Genomic DNA, 20,231 nt, shown 5'->3' with positions numbered 1-20,231 from the left:
ACAGGCAGCGCGCCAGCGCGGGCATAGGCTTGATGCGTGGCTCTCTCGAACCTGAAGGTCGATCCTGCCCGTCTGCGGTCACTCGCCGGAGAATTCAACGAGATCGCCGGCGGGTTGAAGGCAGCGCCCTCGCCAGTCACGGCTGGCCCATCGTGGCAACCAAGCGCCGCGGCCGTGGGTGCTGTGTCCGCCGGGATTGATCATGTCGATGGTGAATGTGCGACGGCCCTGACCGAATTCGGTGGCAACCTGACCAAGGCCGCCACAGAATACGAAGCCGCTGACGCCGCGGGCGGCGCAGGCATATCGCGGGCGATGCCGGGTCGGTAGGAGTCTTGACCGCACCGATCTCGATGCCGACGAAGTCACAGGTCCAGTCTTGGAACACCGAGTTGCTGGACGCTGCGGCAAAGGACTGGGGCCAACGCGCCACGAAACTGAAGGACGCCTACGACAAAGCCCAGCACGGACTCGAGAACGCCGACTGGAGCGGCACCGCGGGTAGACAGGCCAAGGCACGTATGCAGGCTGATGTAGCCAAGGTCCATTCGGTTCTGGAACGGATCGAGCACGCTCAAACGACGGCCACCCGGGGCGCCCAGACGATCGGCAACGCAAAACGCGACGCGATCAAGGCGATTGACGACGCCGAGGACGAGATGTTCTCCGTCAGCGAGGATCTAACGGTCACCGATCGACTGCCGAAAATTCTTGTGGCCCCGATGCTGCTCGTGCGCGAGCTCGCGCGGCACGCATACCAGGCAGCGATCCGTGGTCTGGCGATGAAATTGGCCAGCATCGATGCTCAGGTAGCCGCGGCACTGAAGCTGATCGGCACGCAATTGAACGGATTCAAACTCGGCCCCGGGGGCGGTGGTCCCGGGGCCGACGGTTCGGTGCCGCCGGGCGGAGTCAAGAACCTCGGGCCCATCGCCGGCACCGGCGCTCAGCCGGGTATTCCGGGCATCGGGGCCGCTGATCTCGGCGAGATTGTCGAGCTTCCAGACGGTCGGCTGGTAGCCGTCTTCGGCGACTCCTTCAAGGGCGACAAGGTCGGCGGGCCAGACAACGAGCACTACCGCTCGGTCGCCGTGCCGATCGTCGGCTGGGACAAGGACGGCAGGCCCATCTTCGGCCAGCCGCTCAACAGCCCGGGCGGCCCCGGGACCCCAGGTGTCCTGTTCCCACCCCCACCGGAAGCACTGGCGATCGACCCGAACACCAATCCCCTGCCAGCCGGCTCATTTCAGGCCAACGGCAAGACCTACATGATGGTCAGCGGAACCTCCGGCCTGAAGCCGACAGCTGGCTCATGGCTCGTCGAGGTCTCAAACGATCCGTCCAAAGGTTGGCAACCCGTGCCCGGCTCGTGGCGTCCCTCCTATCCCGGCCTGCCCGGAAACCCGCCTACACAGGTGAGCGGCTACCAGGGCAAAGACGGAATGGTGTACATAGCGGGAGACTCGTTCGACCGCAGCCAGGGCGTCACTATGTACCGAGTCGATCCGGCGCACGCCGCGGATCGCAGTGCATGGCAGCCGTGGACCGGCAACGACTGGGGGCAGCCCCGCGACGTACCCGCCGTATTGAGTCGTGGACAGAACTTCGGCGAATTGAGCTTCCGCGAGATCGATGGCCACCCCGTGTTGTCAGGGTTCAACAGCACTCCAGGTGTCAATCAGGTCGAAGTTCGCGTGGCCGATGACCCGACCAAGATCTTCGCACCGCCGCCGATCATTGCGGCCCAACAGAACTCGCCAGCGGCGCCTGGCTACGTCTTCCAGCCGTACGGCGGCTACATCATGCCGGGATCATCGCTCGACGACCTGAATATCCTTGTCAGCCAATGGAATACTCAAAATGGCCCCGACGGCCAACCGCTCGGCGCGCCATACGACACTCAGCAGGTACAGGTCAATGCGTCCAGGTAACGCGGATCGGGCGCGACGCGATTACCGTTCAGCTGATTCTGGAAGGATCTGACATGAGAGCACTCCCCAGAGCATCTTTCATCGTCGCGGTGATGACCCTGCTCAGCAGCGCCGCCCACCCCAGCGCTTGGGCGGATCCGCCGCCGTTTCCCGACATGAGCCGCTACGTACCGGTTAACGCCGCCGACTACGAAGTCGACGCATCCACGCCAGGCATCCACGCCACACAAGTTGTTTTCCTGACTCCTGACGGCATCACCTGCGATTACATGACTCCGCCTGCAGCGATCTGCACGGGCAACAACTTTCCGTCGGTTCCGCCGGCCACAGTTGGCGTCAATTCGATCGGGACAGACTATGGATTGGCCGCAATCGGCTCTGGCATCCCGCAGAGAAGCAGCCTCAAGACACTCCCGCCGTTCCACACGCTTACCGTCAATGGAGTGATCTGCGGCGTTGACGACAAGCGCACGACTGCATGCAAGGACTCCCAGGGGCGGGGTTTCGTCTTGTCTCCCAACGGATCTGCCTGGCTTCCGCGGGTCTGATCACGATGAGAGTACATTCCGCGGTCATCATCGCGGGATTCGCCACGTTCGCGGGTGACGCCTGCTCCAACCACCCGGCCAGCCCCACGCCGACCACTGCCCGCGCCGAGCTGACCAGCTTCCCGAATCTGAATGACTACGTTCTGGTCAACAGCCACGACTACGACGTCAAGGAGCACACCGGGTCAACCGAGGAGTTCTCCACCGCGGACGGTATCCGTTGCAGCATCAACGGGTACACGGCGAAGAGCTGCTCGACACCATTCGCATAGCCCGGTACGAACTCGGGAAGTACCGACAGCAGCTGCACGTCGGTCGGGCCCAACAGTGTGCCGCTGCGGGACGGGGATCCGCAGCCCTATCGGTTTCGGCAATCCAACACCTCATGCACGTCGGGTCCGTTGGAGAAGCGACTTCCAAACGGCACCAAGATCAACTACGACGCCCGAGAGTCACGTACTTCACGTGCGCTGCGGACGTCAACCTCGTTGCGTACATCGACGACAAGAAGCACGGCTTCGTCCTGCAGCCGTCACGCAGCTGGACTTTCTGACTCTTCGCCCGTCAATCGCTCAATCGCCGGCGCAGGGGTGCCCGGACGTGAGAAGAACGTGCCGTAGAAGCCGTACGTCAGCGTCGCGAGCGCCCCGATGATGAGCAGCCCGAACATGACCGGATAGTGCGCCATCCATTCCGACAGATAACGAACGCACAGCATCAGGCCGACGATGATGGCCACGCCACCGGCAATCAGTCGCAGCCGGGCATGGGGTGCCGGCCGAACCGGTTCCCGCAGCGCCGATTCCACCGTCAGGCACAACGCCGCACCGACGACGAGGTCTACGCCGTAGTGGAAGCCGAAGCCCAGCGTCGCGGCGAGGGTGCCCACGAGCCAGCAGGTGCCGCCGATGCGCAGCCACCGCGGACCGGACCGCGAATGGATGAACACGGCCAGCGCCCACGCCGTATGCAGCGACGGCATGCAGTTGCGCGGGGTCGACGTGTCGAACGCGATGGGAACCGCAGACCCGTCAACCGGCGGCAGCAGCGCCGGCCAGAAGTCCCCGACCTGAAAGCCGCCACCTGCCGAACCGAACGCATAGGTCGGGCCGACCAACGGGAACATAAGATAGATCAGCGGCCCGATCAGACCCAGCACCAGAAAGGTCCGCACGACGAAGTGCTGCGGCCACCGTCCACCAGTGGTGACGTTGCGCAGCTGATAGATGGCCACCACAGTCGCGGCGGCGGACAGTTCGAGGTACACCCAGTGCAGCACGATGTAGAGGACCGAGTGGTGCTGCACCAGCTGCCCCAGCACCCAGGACGGCTGCCCGAGCGCAACGTCGGCCCGCGCCGCGAACTCATCGAGAACAGCAGGACGCGTCAGAGACGTGATCGTCAGCCACGCGTCACCGGCCTTGGTCGCGAGGACCAGCAGCAGGCCGGTGGCGACACCCTTCAGCGCGGTGTCACGCTGCGGGCCGGTCCACCGCAGCAGGGCAAACACCCCCAGGCCGGTCAGCACAACCAGCGCGCCGCTGCCCATCGCCGAGGGCAGACCGAGAAACTCGCGGCCACCGACAAATGCCACATCGAGGCCCAACGCCACGCCCGCCGCCGGCAACCGGTACTGCCGCGGCACTGCGACCAGAGCCACCACCAACGCCGCCCACGGCACCGTGAACCCTGCCGGAGTCCCGACGTAATCGCTGATCAGGCGCTCGATCGGACCCCGGAATCCACACAGCATCGCTGTGATCTGCAGTGCGCACATGAATGTCGCGACCAGCGCTATGCCGATCGCGACCTTCGTCCGGGGCGGTACACCCTCCTTAAGAAAGGGTGAATGTTCGGTGAACACGCATAGACGATAGGCCGTCGGCCGCCGCTACCAGCAATTTGCGACCAATTTGCGACTCAGCGAAACGTCAGCGCGCCCGCTGCACACGGTGGATCACGTAGGCCAGCTGTTGGCGCTGGTCGTCGAGCGCGCGCCGGCGCGCCTGACTTCGATCCTCACCCTCGGCGCGTCGCACCACCAACGACACCGCCCGCAACAAGATTCCGCGGACCCGGACCATCTGGGCCACCACAGAATCCGGCTGGCAGTACTTCGTGGTCTTCACATAGCTCTCGCCGAGCACGACGCCCTGGTAGCCGGACACCAACTCGCCTTCGATCCGTACCGGCGGCGTGGCTTCCAGGTGTGCCTCCTTCGCTTTGTCAGCGCAGACCTCGGGCACGAACGACTGTGTGCTGCAACGGTTGACCCATTCATTCACCGCCGCGATGCCGTCGTACCCGTCGTGCTCGCGCAAGACCGTCGCGACTTCGAGCGCATCCGCCAATCGATCGGCGCCGGATCGGGACGACGAGAGTGGGTCGGCTGAGCAGTCCGCAGGCGCGTCGCCCTCCGGCTGCGCTGACAATTGCACCACTCGACTGCCGCTCTTGACCGGTGGTGTCATGACCAGAGCCGAGAGCTGCGCCGCGGGCCACGGCGCAACGCTGGAAGTCTGGATGGCATCGGACGGTTGCGCAGCCGCATGCCTGACGAAAGCGTTGACCACCTGCGCGAGATCGTGGTCCGTTGGTGGATGCAATCCGGAGGGCATGACACGGACCCGCAGGACCACCCCATCGCGCGTCAGAATGACGGTCCGTTGGTAAGGCCCAGTCGAGTCGGGGTCGGGGTCGTGCAGCTCGCGCGACGTCTTTTTCGTGTCGAATTGGATTGCATCGGTGGGCATTCCATGAATGTTGCGAAATGTCCGGACGGCCCAGATGCCGTATACGTCGCGGTAGGTGGCGCAGCGGGTCCCCCATGTCACCATCTCGTCGACGACGTTCTCGCCGGGGCGGGTTCGCCACAGCTGAACGTTGATCACGCTGCCGTTGCGGTCGGTGTCCTGCCAGTAGGCGGCAGACAGCTGCGGCCCGTCCGGGTCGCCCGGTTCGGGATACCACGAGCACTCGTTTCGACGCTGTGCGGAGAATTCGTCATTGCGCGGCACTTCGTAGCCGACCTCGACCATCCCCGGCACGTCGGCCAGCGTCGGCAGGTACCGCAGCAGCGGGTGGTCGGCGGCCCGCGACACCACCACATCCGTAACCCGATCACTACAACCAACGACCATCAACGCGACCACGAAAATCACGGCCCCCACCCGTTTCCACCCCATCGCTCGACCCTAAGACCCCGCCGCCTGTGCCAGACTCGGGAATTGTGAACAGCATCGAGCCGGCCCGCATCGAACCCGGCGGCTTCCGTGAACTCGGCCCGCTGAATTGGGTCATCGCCAAGATCGGCGCCAAGACCATCCGGGCCCCGAGGTTCGCGCTCTTCAACGTCCTCGGCCAGCATCACCTGCTGTTCCTGACCTTCCTCCCCTACTCCGGCATGCTGCTGGGCCGCAGCAAGCTCGGCCTCAGGGACGCCGAGCTGGTGATCCTGCGCGTCGCTCATCTGCGCGGCAGCGAGTACGAACTACAGCAGCACCGTCGCCTCGCCCGCAGCCGCGGCGTCGACGCCGAGACGCAGGCCCGCATTTTCGAAGGGCCGGACGCCGAGGGCCTCACCGACCGGCAGCGCATCCTGATCACCGCGACGGACGAGTTCGTCATCACCCGGTCGGTGTCCGACCAGACGTGGAAGTCGCTGGCGGCGTACCTGGACCGCAAGCAGCTCATCGACTTCTGCCTGCTGGCAGCGCAGTACGACGGCCTGGCGGCCACCATCGCGACGCTGCGCGTGCCGCTCGACTTCCCGGACTAGAGGTAGGTGACGCCGAGTACCGCCAGCGTCATCAACACCGGCGCGACGGGCAGGCACCACAGGAACGCGGACTTGGCAAAAGCCTTGCGCTCCTGAAACTTTCGAGCGAAGAACACCGCGACGCCGGCCACCACGACGACCGCGGCGGATACCACCAGCACCCAGAAACTGATGCTGGTGGTGTCCATCGCGAGCGAGATGGCCAGCAGCCACAACATGTGGCCGACGACCAAACCGCCTATCGCGGCAACAACGTTCGCGCGCAAGACCGACTCAGAAGTTGATCATGTGGCCGGCCAGGCCGTGGATGGCTTCCTGCAGCGCCTCCGACAGCGTCGGGTGGGTGTGCACGTTGCGGGCCAGTTCGGTGGCGGTCAGGTCCCACTTCTGGGCGAGCGTCAGCTCGGGCAGGAGCTCGGAGACGTCGGGGCCGATCAGGTGTCCACCAAGCAGCTCGAGGTGCTTCTTGTCCGCGATCAGCTTCACGAAACCGGTCGGGTCCGCCAGGCCGTGTGCCTTGCCGTTGGCGGTGAACGGGAACTTGGCGACAACGACGTCGTAGCCCTCGGCCTTGGCCTGCTCCTCGGTGAGCCCGAAGCTGGCGACCTGCGGCTGGCAGAACGTGGCGCGCGGCATCATCCGGTAGTCATCGAAGGTCAGAGTCTCGGCGCCGGCGATGGTCTCGGCGGCGACGACGCCCATCGCCTCGGCGACGTGTGCCAGCATCAGCTTGGCGGTGACGTCACCGATGGCATAGATGTGCGGCACGTTGGTGCGCATGTTGTCGTCGATGGCGATGGCGCCGCGTTCGGTCAGCGTGACACCCGTCGTCTCCAGGCCGTAGCCCTCGACGTTGGGCCCGAAACCGATGGCCTGCAACACCTTGTCGGCTTTGAGTTCCTGGGTGGCGCCGTCCTTGCTGACCACGACGGTCACGTCCGAACCGTTGTCCTTGATCGACTCGACCTTGGTGCCGGTGAGGATCTTGACGCCCAACTTCTTGTACTGCTTCTCGATCTCCTTGGAGACCTCGGCATCCTCGTTGGGCAACGCGCGCGGCAGGAACTCGACGATGGTCACGTCGACGCCGTAGTTCTTCAGGACGTAGGCGAACTCCATACCGATGGCGCCCGCGCCGGCGATGATGATCGAGCCGGGGAGGTCCCGCGTCATGATCTGCTTCTCGTAGGTGACGACGTTCTCGCTCAGCGCGGTGCCGGGCACCAGCCGGACTGACGAGCCGGTCGCGATGATCGCGTTGTCGAAGGTGAGCTCCTCGATGCCACCTTCGTTGAGCTTGACCGACATCGACTTGGGCCCGGTGAAGGTGCCGTAGCCGTGAACCTCGGTGATCTTGTTCTTCTTCATCAGGAAGTGCACGCCCGCGACGCGGCCCTCGGCGACCTTGCGGCTGCGGTCGAACGCGGCGCCGAAGTCGAAGCTCGCCTCGCCGCTGATGCCGAAGGTCTTGGCTTCCTTGGTGAAGATGTGGGCCAGCTCCGCGTTGCGCAGCAGCGCCTTGGACGGGATGCATCCCACGTTGAGACAGACGCCGCCCCAGTACTTCGGTTCGACGATGGCGGTGGTCAGCCCCAGCTGGGCTGCACGAATTGCGGCGACATATCCGCCGGGACCGGCTCCGAGAACGACGACGTCATAGTGAGTCACATGCACACCTTATAGGCGCGGCGGCGGGGCGGGTCGAGAGACCGATTCAACTTTGCGAAACGGGGTATACGGCGGGGACCTATCGCCAGAAAGGGTCGATGTCCCGTGTCCAATTCCTTGATGCCGCACTTCAGCGATGTGCAGGCGCACTACGACCTGTCTGACGAGTTCTTCCGGCTGTTCCTCGATCCGACACAGACCTACAGCTGCGCCTACTTCGTGCGCGACGACATGACGCTGCAGGAAGCGCAGTTGGCGAAGATCGACCTGGCGCTCAGCAAGCTCGGCCTGCTGCCGAGGATGAAGCTGCTGGACATCGGCTGCGGCTGGGGCTCGACGATGCTGCGCGCCGTCGAACGGTACGACGTCGACGTGATCGGCCTGACGCTGTCGCGGAACCAGGCGGCGCATGTCCAGCGCACCTTCGACCGGATGGACAGCGCCCGTAGCCGTGAGGTCCGGTTGCAGGGCTGGGAGCAGTTCGACGAGCCGGTCGACCGGATCGTCTCGATCGGCGCCTTCGAGCACTTCGGTCCGGACCGCTATCCGGAGTTCTTCCGGCGGACGTACGCGGCCATGCCGCCCGACGGCGTCATGCTGCTGCACACCATCTGCGGCTTCGACTTCCGTGATGCCAAGGAGCTCGGGATACCGCTGACGTTCGAATTCGCCCGCTTCGTGAAGTTTCTGCTGACAGACATCTTCCCGGGCGGCCGGCTGCCGATCATCCCCGTCGTGGAGGAACTCGCAACGGCGGCCGGATACACCGTCACCCGGAAACACTCACTGCAGCCGCATTACGCCACGACGCTCGACATCTGGGCACAGAACCTGGCGGAACACCGGGACGAGGCCATCAGAATCCAGTCGCTGGAGGTCTACGACCGCTATGCGAAGTACCTGACCGGCTGCGCCGAATTGTTCCGCAACAAGCAGGCCGACGTCGTCCAGTTCACGTTGGAGAAGTAGCTGCCATGAGCGAAACCACGCCAGCCACAACGCAATTGCAGCCACACTTCGAGGACATCCAGGCCCATTACGACATCTCCGACGACTTCTTCGGCCTGTTCCAGGATCCCAGCCGTACCTACAGCTGCGCCTATTTCGAACCGCCCGGCCTGAGCCTCGAAGACGCCCAGGTGGCGAAGATCGACCTGAATCTGGACAAGCTGAACCTGGAACCGGGGATGAGGCTGCTGGACATCGGCTGCGGCTGGGGCGCGACCATGCGCCGCGCCGTCGAGAAGTACGACGTCAACGTCATCGGCCTGACCCTGTCCAAGAATCAGTTCGCGTACACCAAGCGCCTACTGGACGGCATCGATTCCCCGCGTACCCGGGAGCTGCAGCTCCACGGCTGGGAGCAGTTTCACCGGCCGGTGGACCGCATCGTCTCCATCGAGGCCTTCGAGCACTTCGGGTTCGACCGCTACGACGACTTCTTCACGAACTGCTTCGACATCCTGCCCGCGGGCGGCCGGATGGTGATCCAGAGCAGCACCGGATATCACCCCTACGACCTGAATCGGCGGGGCAAGGCGCTGACGTTCGAGACCGCGCGCTTCATCAAGTTCATGGTCACCGAAATCTTTCCTGGCGGACGGATCCCGACCGCCGACATGATGGTCGAGCACGGCAGGAAAGCCGGATTCGAGGTGCCGGAATGCCTCTCGCTGCGCCCGCACTACATCCAGACGCTCGGCATCTGGGCCGACAAGCTGGAGGCGCGCCGCGAGCAGGCCCTGGCCGTCACCTCAGAGGAGGTCTACCAGCGCTACATGCGGTACCTGCGCGGGTGCCGGCACTACTTCAGTGACGAGATGCTCGACGTCAATCTGGTGACCTACGTCAAGCCAGAGGCCTGACACCCGGCACGGGGCACGCCTCCTCGGCGTGATCGACGATCAGCGTGCCGTCCCGCACCGGCCTGACGCCCTGCGCGTACTGCGCGCCGGTGACGGGCGGCTGCGCGACCAACGCGGCGTTCTCCGCCTCGCTGAACACCCGCCCGCGCGACAGGAAGCGCTTGCCTTCGGGCGCCTCCAGGCTGAACCCGCTACCCCGGCCCACGACCACGTCGATGATGAGCTGGGTGTGCTGCCAGGCCTCGAACTGCGGCCCGGAGATCCACACCGGGACGCCGTCGGAGCCGACATCGAGAACCGCCAGCAGCACGTCCCGGTCCCCCACGATGAAGTCGCCGTCGGGATAGCACATCGGCGACGAGCCGTCGCAGCATCCGCCCGACTGGTGAAACATCAAGGGGCCGTGCTGGTTCTGCAGCGCGCGCAGCAGCTCGGCGGCCTCGGCGGTGATCAGTGCCCGAGATGGCATACGGCCACCCTACGCCGGGGAGTAAGAATGACCAGGTGAGTTCTGAATCCCCAGTTGATCCCTACCTCTGGCTCGAGGACGTCACGGGTGACGACGCCCTCGCCTGGGTGCGTGCGCACAACGAGCCGACGATCGCCGAGTTCGGCGGCGAGCGCTTCGAGCAGATGCGCGCCGATGCCCTCGAGGTGATGGACACCGACGCCCGCATCCCGTACGTCCGCCGGCGGGGCGAGTTCCTCTACAACTACTGGCGCGACGCGGAGAACCCGCGCGGGCTGTGGCGTCGCACGACGCTCGACAGCTACCGCACCGAAGCCCCCGAGTGGGACGTGCTGATCGACCTGGACAAGCTCGCGGCCGACGAGGACGAGAACTGGGTGTGGGCCGGCGCCGACGTCATCGAACCCGGATTGAACCTGGCGCTGATCGCGCTGTCGCGCGGCGGGGCCGACGCCACCGTGGTTCGTGAGTTCGACATGGAGACAAGGCAGTTCGTCGACGACGGATTCAACCTGCCGGAAGCCAAGTCCAGCGTCTCCTGGGAGACCCCCGACACGGTGCTGGTGGGCACCGACTTCGGGCCGGGCGCCATGACCGAGTCGGGGTACCCCCGGATCGTCAAGCGGTGGCACCGCGGGCAGCCGCTGGCCGAGGCCGTGACGATCTTCGAGGGCGCGGCATCCGACGTCAGCGTCGGCGCAGGCTACGACAGCACACCCGGTTTCGAGCGGTTGCTGGTGTCGCAGTCCACCGACTTCTTCAACCGCGAACGCTACGAGGTCCGGGGCGGCGAGCTGGTCCGCATCGACGTCCCCACCGATGCCGCGATCTCCATTCACCGGGATTGGCTGCTGATCCGGCCGCGCGTCGAATGGACCGTCGGCGAGACGACGTATGCGGCGGGCACGCTGCTGGCCGCACGCTATGACGACTACCTCGCCGGAAACCGGGCGCTGAGTGTCGTTTTCGAACCCGACGACCACAGCAGCATGCAGAACTTCGCGTGGACCCGCGACCGGCTGCTGCTGCAGACGCTGGTCGACGTCATCGGCCACATCGAGCTGGTCACGCCGGGCACGTGGGAACGCACGGACATTCCGGGCGTGCCTGAGCACGCCACCACGGTCATCGTCGACGTCGACGAGTACGGCGACGAAATCTTCCTGGATTCAAGCGGATTCGACAGCCCGTCGCGCCTGCTGTGGGGCCACGCCGGCGGCGCGGTCACCGAGATCAAGCGCGCCCCGGCATTCTTCGACGCCTCCGAAGTCGAGGTGTCACAGCATTTCGCGACGTCCGCCGACGGCACGCGCATCCCGTACTTCGTTGTGGGACAACGCGGTGTCAACGAGCCACGCAAGACGCTGCTGAGCGGATACGGCGGCTTCGAGTCGTCGATGCTGCCAGGCTACGCCGGGGTGCTCGGACGGTTGTGGCTGACGCAGGGCGGTACCTACGTCGAGGCGAACATCCGCGGCGGCGGCGAGTACGGTCCGCGCTGGCACACCCAGGCCATGCGCGAGGGCCGCCACCTGGTGTACGAGGACTTCGCCGCCGTCGCGGCCGATCTGGTGCGCCGCGGCATCACCACCGTCGACCAACTCGCCGCCGAGGGCGGCAGCAACGGCGGGCTCCTCATGGGCGTCATGCTCACGCGGTATCCGGAACTGTTCGGCGCCTTGGTGTGCAGCGTGCCGCTGCTCGACATGAAGCGGTATCACCTGCTGCTCGCCGGCGCGTCGTGGGTGGCCGAGTACGGCGACCCGGACAACCCCGACGACTGGGAATTCATCTCGAAGTACTCGCCGTACCAGAACATCTCGGCCGATCGGAAGTACCCGGCGCTGCTGATGACCACCTCGACGCGCGACGACCGGGTGCACCCCGGCCACGCGCGGAAGATGACGGCGGCGCTCGAAGCCGCCGGCCACCGCGTCAGCTACTACGAGAACATCGAGGGTGGACACGGCGGGGCCGCGGACAATTCGCAGGCCGCGTTCAAGGCCGCGCTGGTCTACTCGTTCCTGGAGCGCACTGTCGGCTCGTGATTTGTGCACGATTTTCCGCGCCGGCCGCGGATTTTCGTGCACAAATCACTGTCAGGCGGCGGGAGCTGCGGCGGGCTTGGGCTTGCGGACGACGCGCCGGCCCAGGTTACCCAGCAGCGTGAGGAGCACGCCCAGCACCACCAGCCCGCCGCCGATCGCGAGGGTGATGTTGAGCCACTGGTGGGCGTTGGCGATGGCCGTGTCGACCATGACGTCGGCCACCTGGCGGACGTTGCCGGTGGTGCGGTTCAGCCCGTCGTTGATGTAGCGCCGCCCCGCCTCGATGCCGGCCCAGCCCGCGGCGCCGACGATCATGGTCGAGATACCCAGGGCGGCAACCGTTTTGCCGCGCGACCGGGTCACCGCCAGTGTCAGCAGGGCGAACACGCCCGTCAGCACGCAGATGCCGACCCGAGCCCACGGTCCCCACGTCGTCGCGGCGCGGAACTGGCCCGGCCGCAACGATTGGGCCGAATCGGTGATCGGTACCTCGATCTTCGACGGGACGCGGACCCCGAACGCCGCCAAGGTTGCCTTGAACGACCGGTCCGACAACATCGGCGACAGGTCGATGGTCCACCGGCCGGACGAGTCCGAGTGGGCCATGGTGTCGGTGAACAGCCAGTCGTGCGCGTAGCCGTTCGCGGCGCCGAACTGGCCCGGGAAGGCCGAGCTGGACGTGTAGATGCCGGCGGCTTTCGACACGGTGCCGGTGCTCAGGTCGTATCCCGAGCTGGTGGCCAGCCTGTTGACCTGGATGCCCAGCTCGCTGGCCGTGGCCTTCTGCAGCTCATGGTTCTTGGCTGCCGTGGTGGCCAGGGCGACGTAGCCGCCCCGGTCGACAAGTGTGTGCTGCGCCCAGCAGACCGGCACAGCCACCGCCACAGCGACGGTGGTGACCAGCCACAACAGCAGTGTCGCGACGAATCGCAAGCGCCCTCCTACGTTGGTGGGCGCTGCTCAGTCGGACAGCGCCCGTCCCACGATCAGCGGATCGGCGTGTCCGACCACCTCATGGTCCTTGTTGTCGTAATCGAACTTACCGAGAACATGCCGCATGGCGTTGATCCGGGCGCGCTTCTTGTCGTTGCTCTTCACCACGGTCCACGGCGCGACCTCGGTGTCCGTCCAGGCGAACATCTCTTCCTTGGCCGCGGTGTAGGCGTCCCACTTGTCCAGCGAGGCCAGATCCGTCGGCGAGAGTTTCCACTGCCGCACCGGGTCGACCTGACGGATCGTGAAGCGGGTGCGCTGCTCGGCCTGGGTCACCGAGAACCACAGCTTGGTGAGGCTGATGCCGTCGTTGGCCAGCATCTGCTCGAAAAGCGGTGCCTGGCGGACGAATTCCGCGTGCTGCTTGGGCGTGCAGTAACCCATCACGCGTTCGACACCGGCCCGGTTGTACCAGGAGCGGTCGAACAGCACGATCTCGCCGGCGGCCGGCAGATGCGTGACGTACCGCTGGAAGTACCACTGGGTGCGTTCCTTCTCGGTCGGCTTCTCCAGTGCGACGACGCGGGCGCCGCGCGGGTTGAGGTGCTCCATGAACCGCTTGATGGTGCCGCCCTTGCCGGCGGCGTCGCGGCCTTCGAAGACGATGACGTGCCGCAGCCCGTTGGCCTGGCTCCACTTCTGCAGCTTCAGCAGCTCGATCTGCAGCAGGCGCTTCTGCTGTTCGTAGTCGTGCCGGTTCATCCGCTCGTCATACGGGTAACCCTCGCGCCAGGTGTCGACCACTTCCCCACTGGGCAGCAGCACCAGTTCGGGGTCGTCGTCGTCATCGTCGCGGACGGTGTAGGTGTCGGCGGCAGAGGCGTCCAGGATCACCGGCTGAACGTAACCGCCGGGCCGAACCTGGCGGTGACGTCACGGTGAACAACTGGTGGCGCTACTTGGCGGTGCGCTTGGACCGGATCAACGACACCTTGGTCAGGACGCTGTTCATGCGGGCCAGCGCCTTCATCGAGTTGTGGTAGTAGTTGCCGCCCGCACCCTTGCTCGTGCGCGGCTCGACGACCGTCTCCTGGCGACAGAACTTGCGGATGCCGTCGGCTCCGCCGAACCGCGCGCCGATGCCCGACGTCTTCCAGCCACCCATCGGGGCGGTGGTGCACATCAGGTTGGCCAGCACGTCGTTGATGTTCACCGCGCCGCAGTCGAGCTGCAGCGCAACGTCTTTGGCCCGCTGCACGTCACCCGAGAAAACGGTCGCGCTCAACCCGTACGGGCTGTCGTTGGCCAGCCGGACCGCCTCGCCGACGGTGGCGACCTTCATGATCGGCAAGGTCGGGCCGAACGTCTCCTCCGTCATGCACGCCATCGTGTGGTCGACGTCGACCAGGACCGTCGGCGGGTAGAAGCTGCCCGGACCGTCGGGGCGCTTGCCGCCGGTCAGCGCGCGGGCGCCGGCCGCCACGGCCTCGTTGACGTGCCGCTCGGTGATGTCCACCTGGCCGGCGTCGATCTGCGCGCCCAGGTGATAGCCCTCGCCGGCGCCCACCTTGAGGTTCTGCACCGCCTTGACGACGGCATCGACGAACGCGTCGTAGGCCGGTTCCAGCACGTAGACGCGCTCGACGGACACGCACGTCTGCCCGGCGTTGAACATCGCGCCCCAGACCGCGGCGTTGGCGGCGAGCTCCACATCGGCGTCCTCGAGGACGATCATCGGGTCCTTGCCGCCGAGTTCGAGGCTGACCGGGGTGAGGCGACGCGCCGCACGCTCCATGACCTTGCGACCGGTGGCCGTCGATCCGGTGAACTGGACGAAATCCGAGTTGTCGATGACGGCCTCGGACACCTCGCGCGCGCCCTGTGCGAGGGCCAGCACCTCGGGCGCGCCAGAGTCGGTCCAGCCGCGCAGCAGCAGCTCGGCGGTCAGCGGGGTGCGCTCGGACGGCTTGAGCAGCACCGCGCAGCCGGCCGCGAGCGCGCCGATGGCGTCCATCAACGCGTTGGCCACCGGGTAGTTCCACGGCGCGATGATGCCGACCACCGGGCGCGGCCGGTAATGCACGGTGATCTTCTTGATCGACAGCATCGGCATGGGGGCCGGCCGGGTGTCGGGCGCCAGCGCTTTCTCCATGGTCTTGACCACGTACGAGATGATCAGGATGACCAGCGGGATTTCGACCTTCGCGTCGACCGTCGACTTGCCGGTCTCGCGGATCAGCAGGGCCTCGACCTCGTCGCGGTGGTCGTTGAGCCACACCGCGAACCGGGCCAGCACCTTCGCCCGGCCCTGGGGCCCGCGGGCCTCCCACTCGCGCTGCGCGGCGCGCAGGCCGGCTGCGATGCGCGGCACGTCGGCCGGGTCGGTCCAGCTCACGGTTCCTGCGATGGCACCCGTGGCGGGGTCGTAAATGGTGCCGGAACCGGGCGATTGGACGTCAGACGTAGCGGTCATACCGCCATCGTAACGACCGGGTGTGACGCGGGTCGCACCCGGCTTGACGCGTGTCAAAAATGGCCGGTCCGGGCATCCGGTACCGCGAGCAGGAGTGCCGCCAGGCACACCAGGCTGGACCCGAACAGCAGCGCGCCGACGGTGTCCGTGAAGTAGTGGTAGGTGAAGGCCTGGCCGAGCATGCCCAGCGGTACGAAGACGCCGGCCAGCACGCGGGCCCACAGCACCGCCCCGGCGGCGACGACGATGACTCCCAGCACCGTCACCATCAGGACGGTGTGCCCACTCGGATAGGCCAGCGCCCCACCCTTGTGCCGGCCGAACAGCTCCTTGAGCCCGCGCTCGATGAACACCGCTACCTGGGGCGTCAACGCGATGACCGCGGCCAGGCGCCAGCGCTTGTGCCACAACGCGATTCCCACCGCGATCACGAGCATCACCATCAGCACACGCGGATCGGTGAAGAAGAGCAGCCAACCGGTATACGGCTCCCCGGCCCGGCCCGCGTCCTGGAAGGCGTCGTCGACCGGCGTCGAGGCCTTACCGACACCCCAGCCCAACAGGGCCATCAGCACCAGTCCGACCGGCGGCCACCAGCGGACGAACTTCTCACCCGTCATCTGTGCGCGGCGATGCCCCGCACATACGCGGCCTGCCCCAGATGCTGCGCGCAGTCGTCGACGATGCTGACGAGCCGCGCGCTCGCGGTGACCGGAGGATTCCAGCGTCGGTCGACGATCCGCTCGAGCGCCTCGGGGGTCACGCCCGCGACATATTCGAGCGTGACCTTGTGCACCGCGCGGTAGTAGCCGACCAGCAGCTCGACCGGCGGCCGCACCTTACCGACGTCCTCGGCGGTGTGGCCGTACCCGATGTCATAGCCGGGCGCGTCATTGTGCGGCAGGTCGAGGGCGAACCGCTGCTCCCAGCCTTCACTCGTCCACACCTGCTCGACGCCCGCGACATCGCACAGCTGCATGTCCTGGCACCGCGCGCTGTGCCACAGCAGCCACGCGATGCTGTTGGCCTCCGGCGTCGGCCGCCAGCACGACACCTCTTCGGTCAGACCGTCGGTGATCTCGTCGACGTGCTCGATGAGCCGAGTGAAAGAGTCGCGCAACAGTTCCCGCGCCGCAGCGGTGTCAGACATATCGCCGACGCTACCGGAGCCCGCGGCTACCCGGCCGCGCCGTGGAAGACCGCCTCGACGTTGTTGCCGTCGGGGTCGCGGACGAACGCCCCGAAGTAGCCGGGGTGGTATTCGGGCCACAACCGGGGCGCGTGCAGCGACTCGGCGCCGAGTTCGACGGCCGCGTCGTGGAACGCGGTCACCGCATCGGTGTCCGCGGCCTGGAAGGCGAAATGCACCTCACGGTTCGGACCCGAGGCCTCCCCGGCGCTGGCGTCGGCGATCCAGAAATCCGGCTTGCCGTCGCGGCCGTAACCGATGGCGACCCCGAAGTCCATCTGCCGGCTGAAGCCGAGTACGCCGAGCACGGCGTCGTAGAACTGCTGGGACTTGGCCCAGTCACTGCAGTTGATACCGAAGTGGTCGATCATGCCGCGATCGTGCCACGAGGCACCGACAAAAAATCGGAGCGACGAACCCGGGGGTCCGCCGCTCCGATTCGGTCACCGACCGGTCAGTTGTCGGCCAAGGTGCGGTAGAGCGCCTTCTTGGCCTCGGCTACCGCGCCGGACAGGGTGGCGACCGCCGCCTTGAGATCGGCCTTCTGCGCGTCGTTGCCGGTGAACTTGATCGTGCGCGCCAGCCCGGCGAGCTCGAACAAATCCTTGCGCAGCTTGATCACATCGCCGAACTTCCCCGCCTCACCGAGGAAAGCCTGCACCGTCTCGCTGCTGACGCCGCGCCAGGAGAGCAACTGCTCACCGAACTCGGTCAGCGTCGCGACACCGTCCTCGACCGTGGCCACGCCACGCGCCGCGAGCAGTGAGATGACGAACTCGACCTTGTCCACCGGCGGCGTGAACGCGCCGTCGGTGATCTCCGAAACCCGCTGCGAGAGCTGCTCCGCCGTGGCCGGACCTTCCTGTAGTAGCGCGGCCGCCGCAATCGCGGCACGCTTGATACGACCCCGGAAGAAGTGATGTCCGGCCCCCGGCCCGAAGCCGCCGCCGAAACCACCGCCGAAGCCCGGGCCGCAGGCGCCGGGACCACCCGCGCCGGGACCGAAGCCCCCGAATCCGGGACCGAAGCCCCCACCGAAACCGGGGCCGAAACCAGCTGAGAACATCGCTATTCCTTTCATTTGTTCGATGCATCTTGTACCTATCACGATACATCGGTTTCTCGATGCCTAGTCGTTCTAACTTCAACTCAAAGCCAACTCACAGATCTGATGACGGCCTGAGTCGTACGTTGTTCACATGAACGCAGCGGGCGCCGCCTACGACATCGTCATTCGCAACGGACTCATCGCAGACGGCTTGGGCGGCGCGCCCTTCCGCGGCGATGTCGCAGTTCAGGGCGGGTTGATCGCGGCGGTCGGCACCGTCGAAGGGACCGGCGCCCGCGAGATCGACGCCACCGGCAGGCTCGTCACCCCCGGCTTCGTGGACCTGCACACGCACTACGACGGACAGGCCATCTGGTCCGACCGGATGACCCCGTCTTCCGCTCACGGCGTAACCACCGCTGTGATGGGCAACTGCGGCGTCGGCTTCGCGCCCTGCCGCCCCGACGATCACGACGTGCTCGTCGACGTGATGGCCGGCGTCGAGGACATCCCCGGCGTGGTGATGGTCGACGGCCTGCCGTGGACGTGGGAGACCTTCCCCGAGTTCCTCGATGCCGTTGATGCCGGACGCCGCGACATAGATGTCGCGGCGTTTCTCCCGCACTCGCCGCTGCGGGTCTACGTGATGGGTCAGCGCGGCGTCGACCGCGAACCCGCCACCCCCGAGGACCTGGCCCTGATGCGCAAGCTCGCGGCCGAGGCTGTCGAATGCGGCGCGCTGGGCTTCGCGTCGTCGCGACTGACACTGCACAAAACCTCTGGCGGACAGCCCATCCCCAGCCACGACGCGGCGCAGGTCGAGATCGAGGCCATCGCGCGCGGCGTCGAGGACGGCGGCGGCGGCCTGATCCAGTTCGTACCCGACCTGCTGGCCGGCGACTACGAGTTCGCACTGAAGACCGTGTTCGACGTCGCCGCCGACGTCGGCCTGCCCGTCACGTTCACTCTCGCCGTCGGCAACGCCGGGCCGGCCACGTTCGAGGACGCGCTGCGCATGGTCGAGAAGGCCAACACCGACGGCGGTTCGATCTCGGCGCAGATTTTCCCGCGGCCCATCGGCCTCGTCATCGGCCTCGAACTTTCCGGCAACCCGTTCGTGCTGTATCCGTCGTACCGCCAGATCGCCGACCTGCCGCTGGCCGAGCGCGTCGCCGAGATGCGCAAACCCGAAGTACGCCAACGCATCCTGAACGACACGGCGGCCGACGACGGCCACCCGCTGATGTTCGCGGCACAGGCGTGGGACTACATGTTCCCCCTGGGCACTCCCCCGAATTACGAACCGGCACCGTCGGATTCGATCGCCGCACGCGCCGCCGCCCGCGGCGTCAGCCCGCTCGAGGAGGCCTACGACCGCGTCCTCGACGACGACGGCCACGCCATGCTGCTGGTCACCCTCGCCAACTTCCGTGACGGTTCCCTCGACACCGTCGCCGAACTGATCCAGCGCGACGACGTCATCCTCGGCCTCGGCGACGGCGGCGCGCACTACGGAATGATCTGCGACGCATCATTTCCCACGTACCTGCTGACGCACTGGGTGCGCGACCGGCCCGCCGGCCGGCTGGACCTGGCACACGCCGTCAAGGAGCTGACGTCGGTACCCGCGCGCGTCGCGGGCCTGAACGACCGCGGCCGGATCGCGGTGGGCTACAAGGCCGATCTCAACGTCATCGACCAGGACGCGCTGACGCTGCACAAACCGACCATCGAGCACGACCTGCCCGCCGGCGGGCGCCGCCTGGACCAGACCGCCGACGGCTACGTCGCGACGATCGTGTCCGGCGAGATCATCGCGGAGAACGGTGTACCCACGGCGGCCCGGCCGGGGCGGCTCGTGCGCGGCCGCCAACCCGCGCCGGCGTGAGCGGCGGCGACCTATCCTGGCCTCATGAGCGTGAAGGTGGACCTGGAAAAACTGGGCGACACCCTGGCCGACTTCCCGGTCGGCTTCCTGATCACCGTCGGTGACGATTTCCGTCCGCACACGGTGGCCGTCGTCCCGGCATTCGACGGCGGCGCGGTGACGATCGAGCCCGTCGGAAATACGACCCGACGCAACGCCGGCGCCCACCCGGCCGTGACGGTGCTGTGGCCGCCGCGGGAACCCACCGGCTACTCGCTGATCGTCGACGGGACCGCCGAAGCCACCGACACGGGTCTGCGCATCGTGCCGACGCGAGCCGTACTGCACCGCAGCCCCGAGGGCGTCCACGACTGCGTCTCGCTCAAGGAAAGCTGAGTTATCCACAGGCTGACG

22 protein-coding genes are annotated in these 20,231 nt (G+C 66.5%); 10 read left to right on the top strand and 12 right to left on the bottom strand.

Translation table 11 applies throughout. The features are described from left to right. Positions 1-36 precede the first annotated feature (36 nt). The 4 genes from G6N46_RS22945 to G6N46_RS22930 are packed head-to-tail and all read left to right on the top strand — an operon-like array spanning position 37 to position 2,751. The gene (locus G6N46_RS22945) at positions 37-330 is read left to right on the top strand and encodes a type VII secretion target (protein WP_138250649.1); all 294 of its coding nucleotides are present in this window, start codon (positions 37-39) and stop codon (positions 328-330) included. A gap of 5 nt (positions 331-335) precedes the next feature. Continuing rightward, positions 336-1,931 carry a DUF4185 domain-containing protein gene (locus G6N46_RS22940; RefSeq protein WP_234880780.1) on the top strand — a complete coding sequence of 532 codons (1,596 nt, stop codon included), beginning with the start codon at positions 336-338 and terminating at the stop codon, positions 1,929-1,931. A gap of 53 nt (positions 1,932-1,984) precedes the next feature. Continuing rightward, complete coding sequence (locus G6N46_RS22935) at positions 1,985-2,479, top strand: hypothetical protein (protein ID WP_138250650.1); 495 nt, start codon at positions 1,985-1,987, stop codon at positions 2,477-2,479. 5 nt (positions 2,480-2,484) lie between these two features. Next, on the top strand, positions 2,485-2,751 hold the full coding sequence (locus tag G6N46_RS22930) for a hypothetical protein (RefSeq protein ID WP_138250651.1): 267 nt from the start codon (positions 2,485-2,487) through the stop codon (positions 2,749-2,751). 260 nt (positions 2,752-3,011) lie between these two features. On the opposite strand, the gene G6N46_RS22925 is transcribed toward G6N46_RS22930, so the two are convergent. Beyond that, complete coding sequence (locus G6N46_RS22925) at positions 3,012-4,343, bottom strand: phosphatase PAP2 family protein (RefSeq protein ID WP_234880781.1); 1,332 nt, start codon at positions 4,341-4,343, stop codon at positions 3,012-3,014. Between the two features lie 67 nt (positions 4,344-4,410). Beyond that, on the bottom strand, positions 4,411-5,649 hold the full coding sequence (locus G6N46_RS22920; RefSeq protein WP_163692972.1) for a hypothetical protein: 1,239 nt from the start codon (positions 5,647-5,649) through the stop codon (positions 4,411-4,413). Between the two features lie 59 nt (positions 5,650-5,708). Here G6N46_RS22920 and G6N46_RS22915 point away from each other — a divergent pair, with 59 nt between their 5' ends. After that, positions 5,709-6,257 (top strand): carboxymuconolactone decarboxylase family protein, encoded by a 549-nt coding sequence (locus G6N46_RS22915; protein WP_138250653.1) that lies wholly within the window; start codon positions 5,709-5,711, stop codon positions 6,255-6,257. Here G6N46_RS22915 and G6N46_RS22910 read toward each other — a convergent pair. Both G6N46_RS22910 and lpdA read right to left on the bottom strand, forming a co-directional pair. Further along, positions 6,254-6,523: a hypothetical protein gene (locus tag G6N46_RS22910; RefSeq protein WP_163692970.1), complete on the bottom strand. Its 270-nt coding sequence runs from the start codon at positions 6,521-6,523 to the stop codon at positions 6,254-6,256. The two genes, G6N46_RS22915 and G6N46_RS22910, sit on opposite strands and share 4 nt — an antisense overlap. A 7-nt stretch (positions 6,524-6,530) precedes the next feature. Then, positions 6,531-7,925 (bottom strand): dihydrolipoyl dehydrogenase, encoded by a 1,395-nt coding sequence (gene lpdA, locus G6N46_RS22905; protein WP_138250654.1) that lies wholly within the window; start codon positions 7,923-7,925, stop codon positions 6,531-6,533. A 105-nt stretch (positions 7,926-8,030) separates the two neighbouring features. Here lpdA and G6N46_RS22900 point away from each other — a divergent pair, with 105 nt between their 5' ends. Further along, on the top strand, positions 8,031-8,894 hold the full coding sequence (locus G6N46_RS22900; protein WP_138250655.1) for a cyclopropane mycolic acid synthase family methyltransferase: 864 nt from the start codon (positions 8,031-8,033) through the stop codon (positions 8,892-8,894). 5 nt (positions 8,895-8,899) lie between these two features. After that, positions 8,900-9,790: a cyclopropane mycolic acid synthase family methyltransferase gene (locus tag G6N46_RS22895; protein ID WP_138250656.1), complete on the top strand. Its 891-nt coding sequence runs from the start codon at positions 8,900-8,902 to the stop codon at positions 9,788-9,790. On the opposite strand, the gene G6N46_RS22890 is transcribed toward G6N46_RS22895, so the two are convergent. Next, positions 9,774-10,259: a DUF779 domain-containing protein gene (locus G6N46_RS22890; RefSeq protein ID WP_064858666.1), complete on the bottom strand. Its 486-nt coding sequence runs from the start codon at positions 10,257-10,259 to the stop codon at positions 9,774-9,776. The genes G6N46_RS22895 and G6N46_RS22890 overlap by 17 nt on opposite strands. Before the next feature lie 35 nt (positions 10,260-10,294). Between G6N46_RS22890 and G6N46_RS22885 the strand changes: the two genes are divergently transcribed. Next, positions 10,295-12,307, top strand: a complete 2,013-nt coding sequence (locus tag G6N46_RS22885) for a prolyl oligopeptidase family serine peptidase (RefSeq protein WP_174814083.1) — start codon at positions 10,295-10,297, stop codon at positions 12,305-12,307. A gap of 51 nt (positions 12,308-12,358) precedes the next feature. On the opposite strand, the gene G6N46_RS22880 is transcribed toward G6N46_RS22885, so the two are convergent. The 7 genes from G6N46_RS22880 to G6N46_RS22850 form a co-directional block, all read right to left on the bottom strand. Beyond that, on the bottom strand, positions 12,359-13,240 hold the full coding sequence (locus G6N46_RS22880) for a hypothetical protein (protein ID WP_138250657.1): 882 nt from the start codon (positions 13,238-13,240) through the stop codon (positions 12,359-12,361). Between the two features lie 27 nt (positions 13,241-13,267). After that, the gene (ppk2, locus tag G6N46_RS22875; RefSeq protein ID WP_174557738.1) at positions 13,268-14,134 is read right to left on the bottom strand and encodes a polyphosphate kinase 2; all 867 of its coding nucleotides are present in this window, start codon (positions 14,132-14,134) and stop codon (positions 13,268-13,270) included. A gap of 61 nt (positions 14,135-14,195) precedes the next feature. Next, complete coding sequence (locus tag G6N46_RS22870) at positions 14,196-15,713, bottom strand: aldehyde dehydrogenase family protein (protein ID WP_138250658.1); 1,518 nt, start codon at positions 15,711-15,713, stop codon at positions 14,196-14,198. 53 nt (positions 15,714-15,766) lie between these two features. Beyond that, the gene (locus tag G6N46_RS22865) at positions 15,767-16,333 is read right to left on the bottom strand and encodes a phosphatase PAP2 family protein (RefSeq protein WP_138250659.1); all 567 of its coding nucleotides are present in this window, start codon (positions 16,331-16,333) and stop codon (positions 15,767-15,769) included. Next, the gene (locus G6N46_RS22860; RefSeq protein ID WP_138250660.1) at positions 16,330-16,863 is read right to left on the bottom strand and encodes a mycothiol transferase; all 534 of its coding nucleotides are present in this window, start codon (positions 16,861-16,863) and stop codon (positions 16,330-16,332) included. Before G6N46_RS22860 ends, G6N46_RS22865 begins: the two co-directional genes overlap by 4 nt. A 26-nt stretch (positions 16,864-16,889) precedes the next feature. Next, the gene (locus tag G6N46_RS22855) at positions 16,890-17,273 is read right to left on the bottom strand and encodes a VOC family protein (RefSeq protein ID WP_061000329.1); all 384 of its coding nucleotides are present in this window, start codon (positions 17,271-17,273) and stop codon (positions 16,890-16,892) included. 83 nt (positions 17,274-17,356) lie between these two features. Further along, a complete protein-coding gene (locus tag G6N46_RS22850) occupies positions 17,357-17,968 on the bottom strand; it encodes a hypothetical protein (RefSeq protein ID WP_163692968.1) in 612 nt (203 codons plus the stop codon). A gap of 133 nt (positions 17,969-18,101) precedes the next feature. Between G6N46_RS22850 and G6N46_RS22845 the strand changes: the two genes are divergently transcribed. Together G6N46_RS22845 and G6N46_RS22840 are read left to right on the top strand one after the other, a co-directional pair. Further along, positions 18,102-19,838, top strand: a complete 1,737-nt coding sequence (locus G6N46_RS22845; protein ID WP_138250661.1) for an N-acyl-D-amino-acid deacylase family protein — start codon at positions 18,102-18,104, stop codon at positions 19,836-19,838. A gap of 24 nt (positions 19,839-19,862) precedes the next feature. Then, positions 19,863-20,213 (top strand): pyridoxamine 5'-phosphate oxidase family protein, encoded by a 351-nt coding sequence (locus tag G6N46_RS22840; RefSeq protein WP_138250662.1) that lies wholly within the window; start codon positions 19,863-19,865, stop codon positions 20,211-20,213. The last annotated feature ends 18 nt before the right edge of the window (positions 20,214-20,231 follow it).

The sequence above is a fragment of the Mycolicibacterium phocaicum genome (genome assembly GCF_010731115.1).
In the GTDB taxonomy this organism is placed as follows: Bacteria; Actinomycetota; Actinomycetes; order Mycobacteriales; family Mycobacteriaceae; genus Mycobacterium; species Mycobacterium phocaicum.
This window is presented reverse-complemented; position numbering and strand designations above follow the sequence as displayed.

What these genes read in the sequence shown, in the direction of transcription:
- G6N46_RS22935 (WP_138250650.1), top strand. Translation starts at nt 1,985, where the DNA reads ATGAGAGCACTCCCCAGAGCATCTTTCATCGTCGCGGTGATGACCCTG.
- G6N46_RS22930 (WP_138250651.1), top strand. Translation starts at nt 2,485, where the DNA reads ATGAGAGTACATTCCGCGGTCATCATCGCGGGATTCGCCACGTTCGCG.
- G6N46_RS22895 (WP_138250656.1), top strand. Translation starts at nt 8,900, where the DNA reads ATGAGCGAAACCACGCCAGCCACAACGCAATTGCAGCCACACTTCGAG.
- G6N46_RS22890 (WP_064858666.1), bottom strand. Translation starts at nt 10,259, where the DNA reads ATGCCATCTCGGGCACTGATCACCGCCGAGGCCGCCGAGCTGCTGCGC.
- G6N46_RS22870 (WP_138250658.1), bottom strand. Translation starts at nt 15,713, where the DNA reads ATGACCGCTACGTCTGACGTCCAATCGCCCGGTTCCGGCACCATTTAC.
- G6N46_RS22865 (WP_138250659.1), bottom strand. Translation starts at nt 16,333, where the DNA reads ATGACGGGTGAGAAGTTCGTCCGCTGGTGGCCGCCGGTCGGACTGGTG.
- G6N46_RS22860 (WP_138250660.1), bottom strand. Translation starts at nt 16,863, where the DNA reads ATGTCTGACACCGCTGCGGCGCGGGAACTGTTGCGCGACTCTTTCACT.
- G6N46_RS22855 (WP_061000329.1), bottom strand. Translation starts at nt 17,273, where the DNA reads ATGATCGACCACTTCGGTATCAACTGCAGTGACTGGGCCAAGTCCCAG.
- G6N46_RS22850 (WP_163692968.1), bottom strand. Translation starts at nt 17,968, where the DNA reads ATGTTCTCAGCTGGTTTCGGCCCCGGTTTCGGTGGGGGCTTCGGTCCC.
- G6N46_RS22845 (WP_138250661.1), top strand. Translation starts at nt 18,102, where the DNA reads ATGAACGCAGCGGGCGCCGCCTACGACATCGTCATTCGCAACGGACTC.
- G6N46_RS22840 (WP_138250662.1), top strand. Translation starts at nt 19,863, where the DNA reads ATGAGCGTGAAGGTGGACCTGGAAAAACTGGGCGACACCCTGGCCGAC.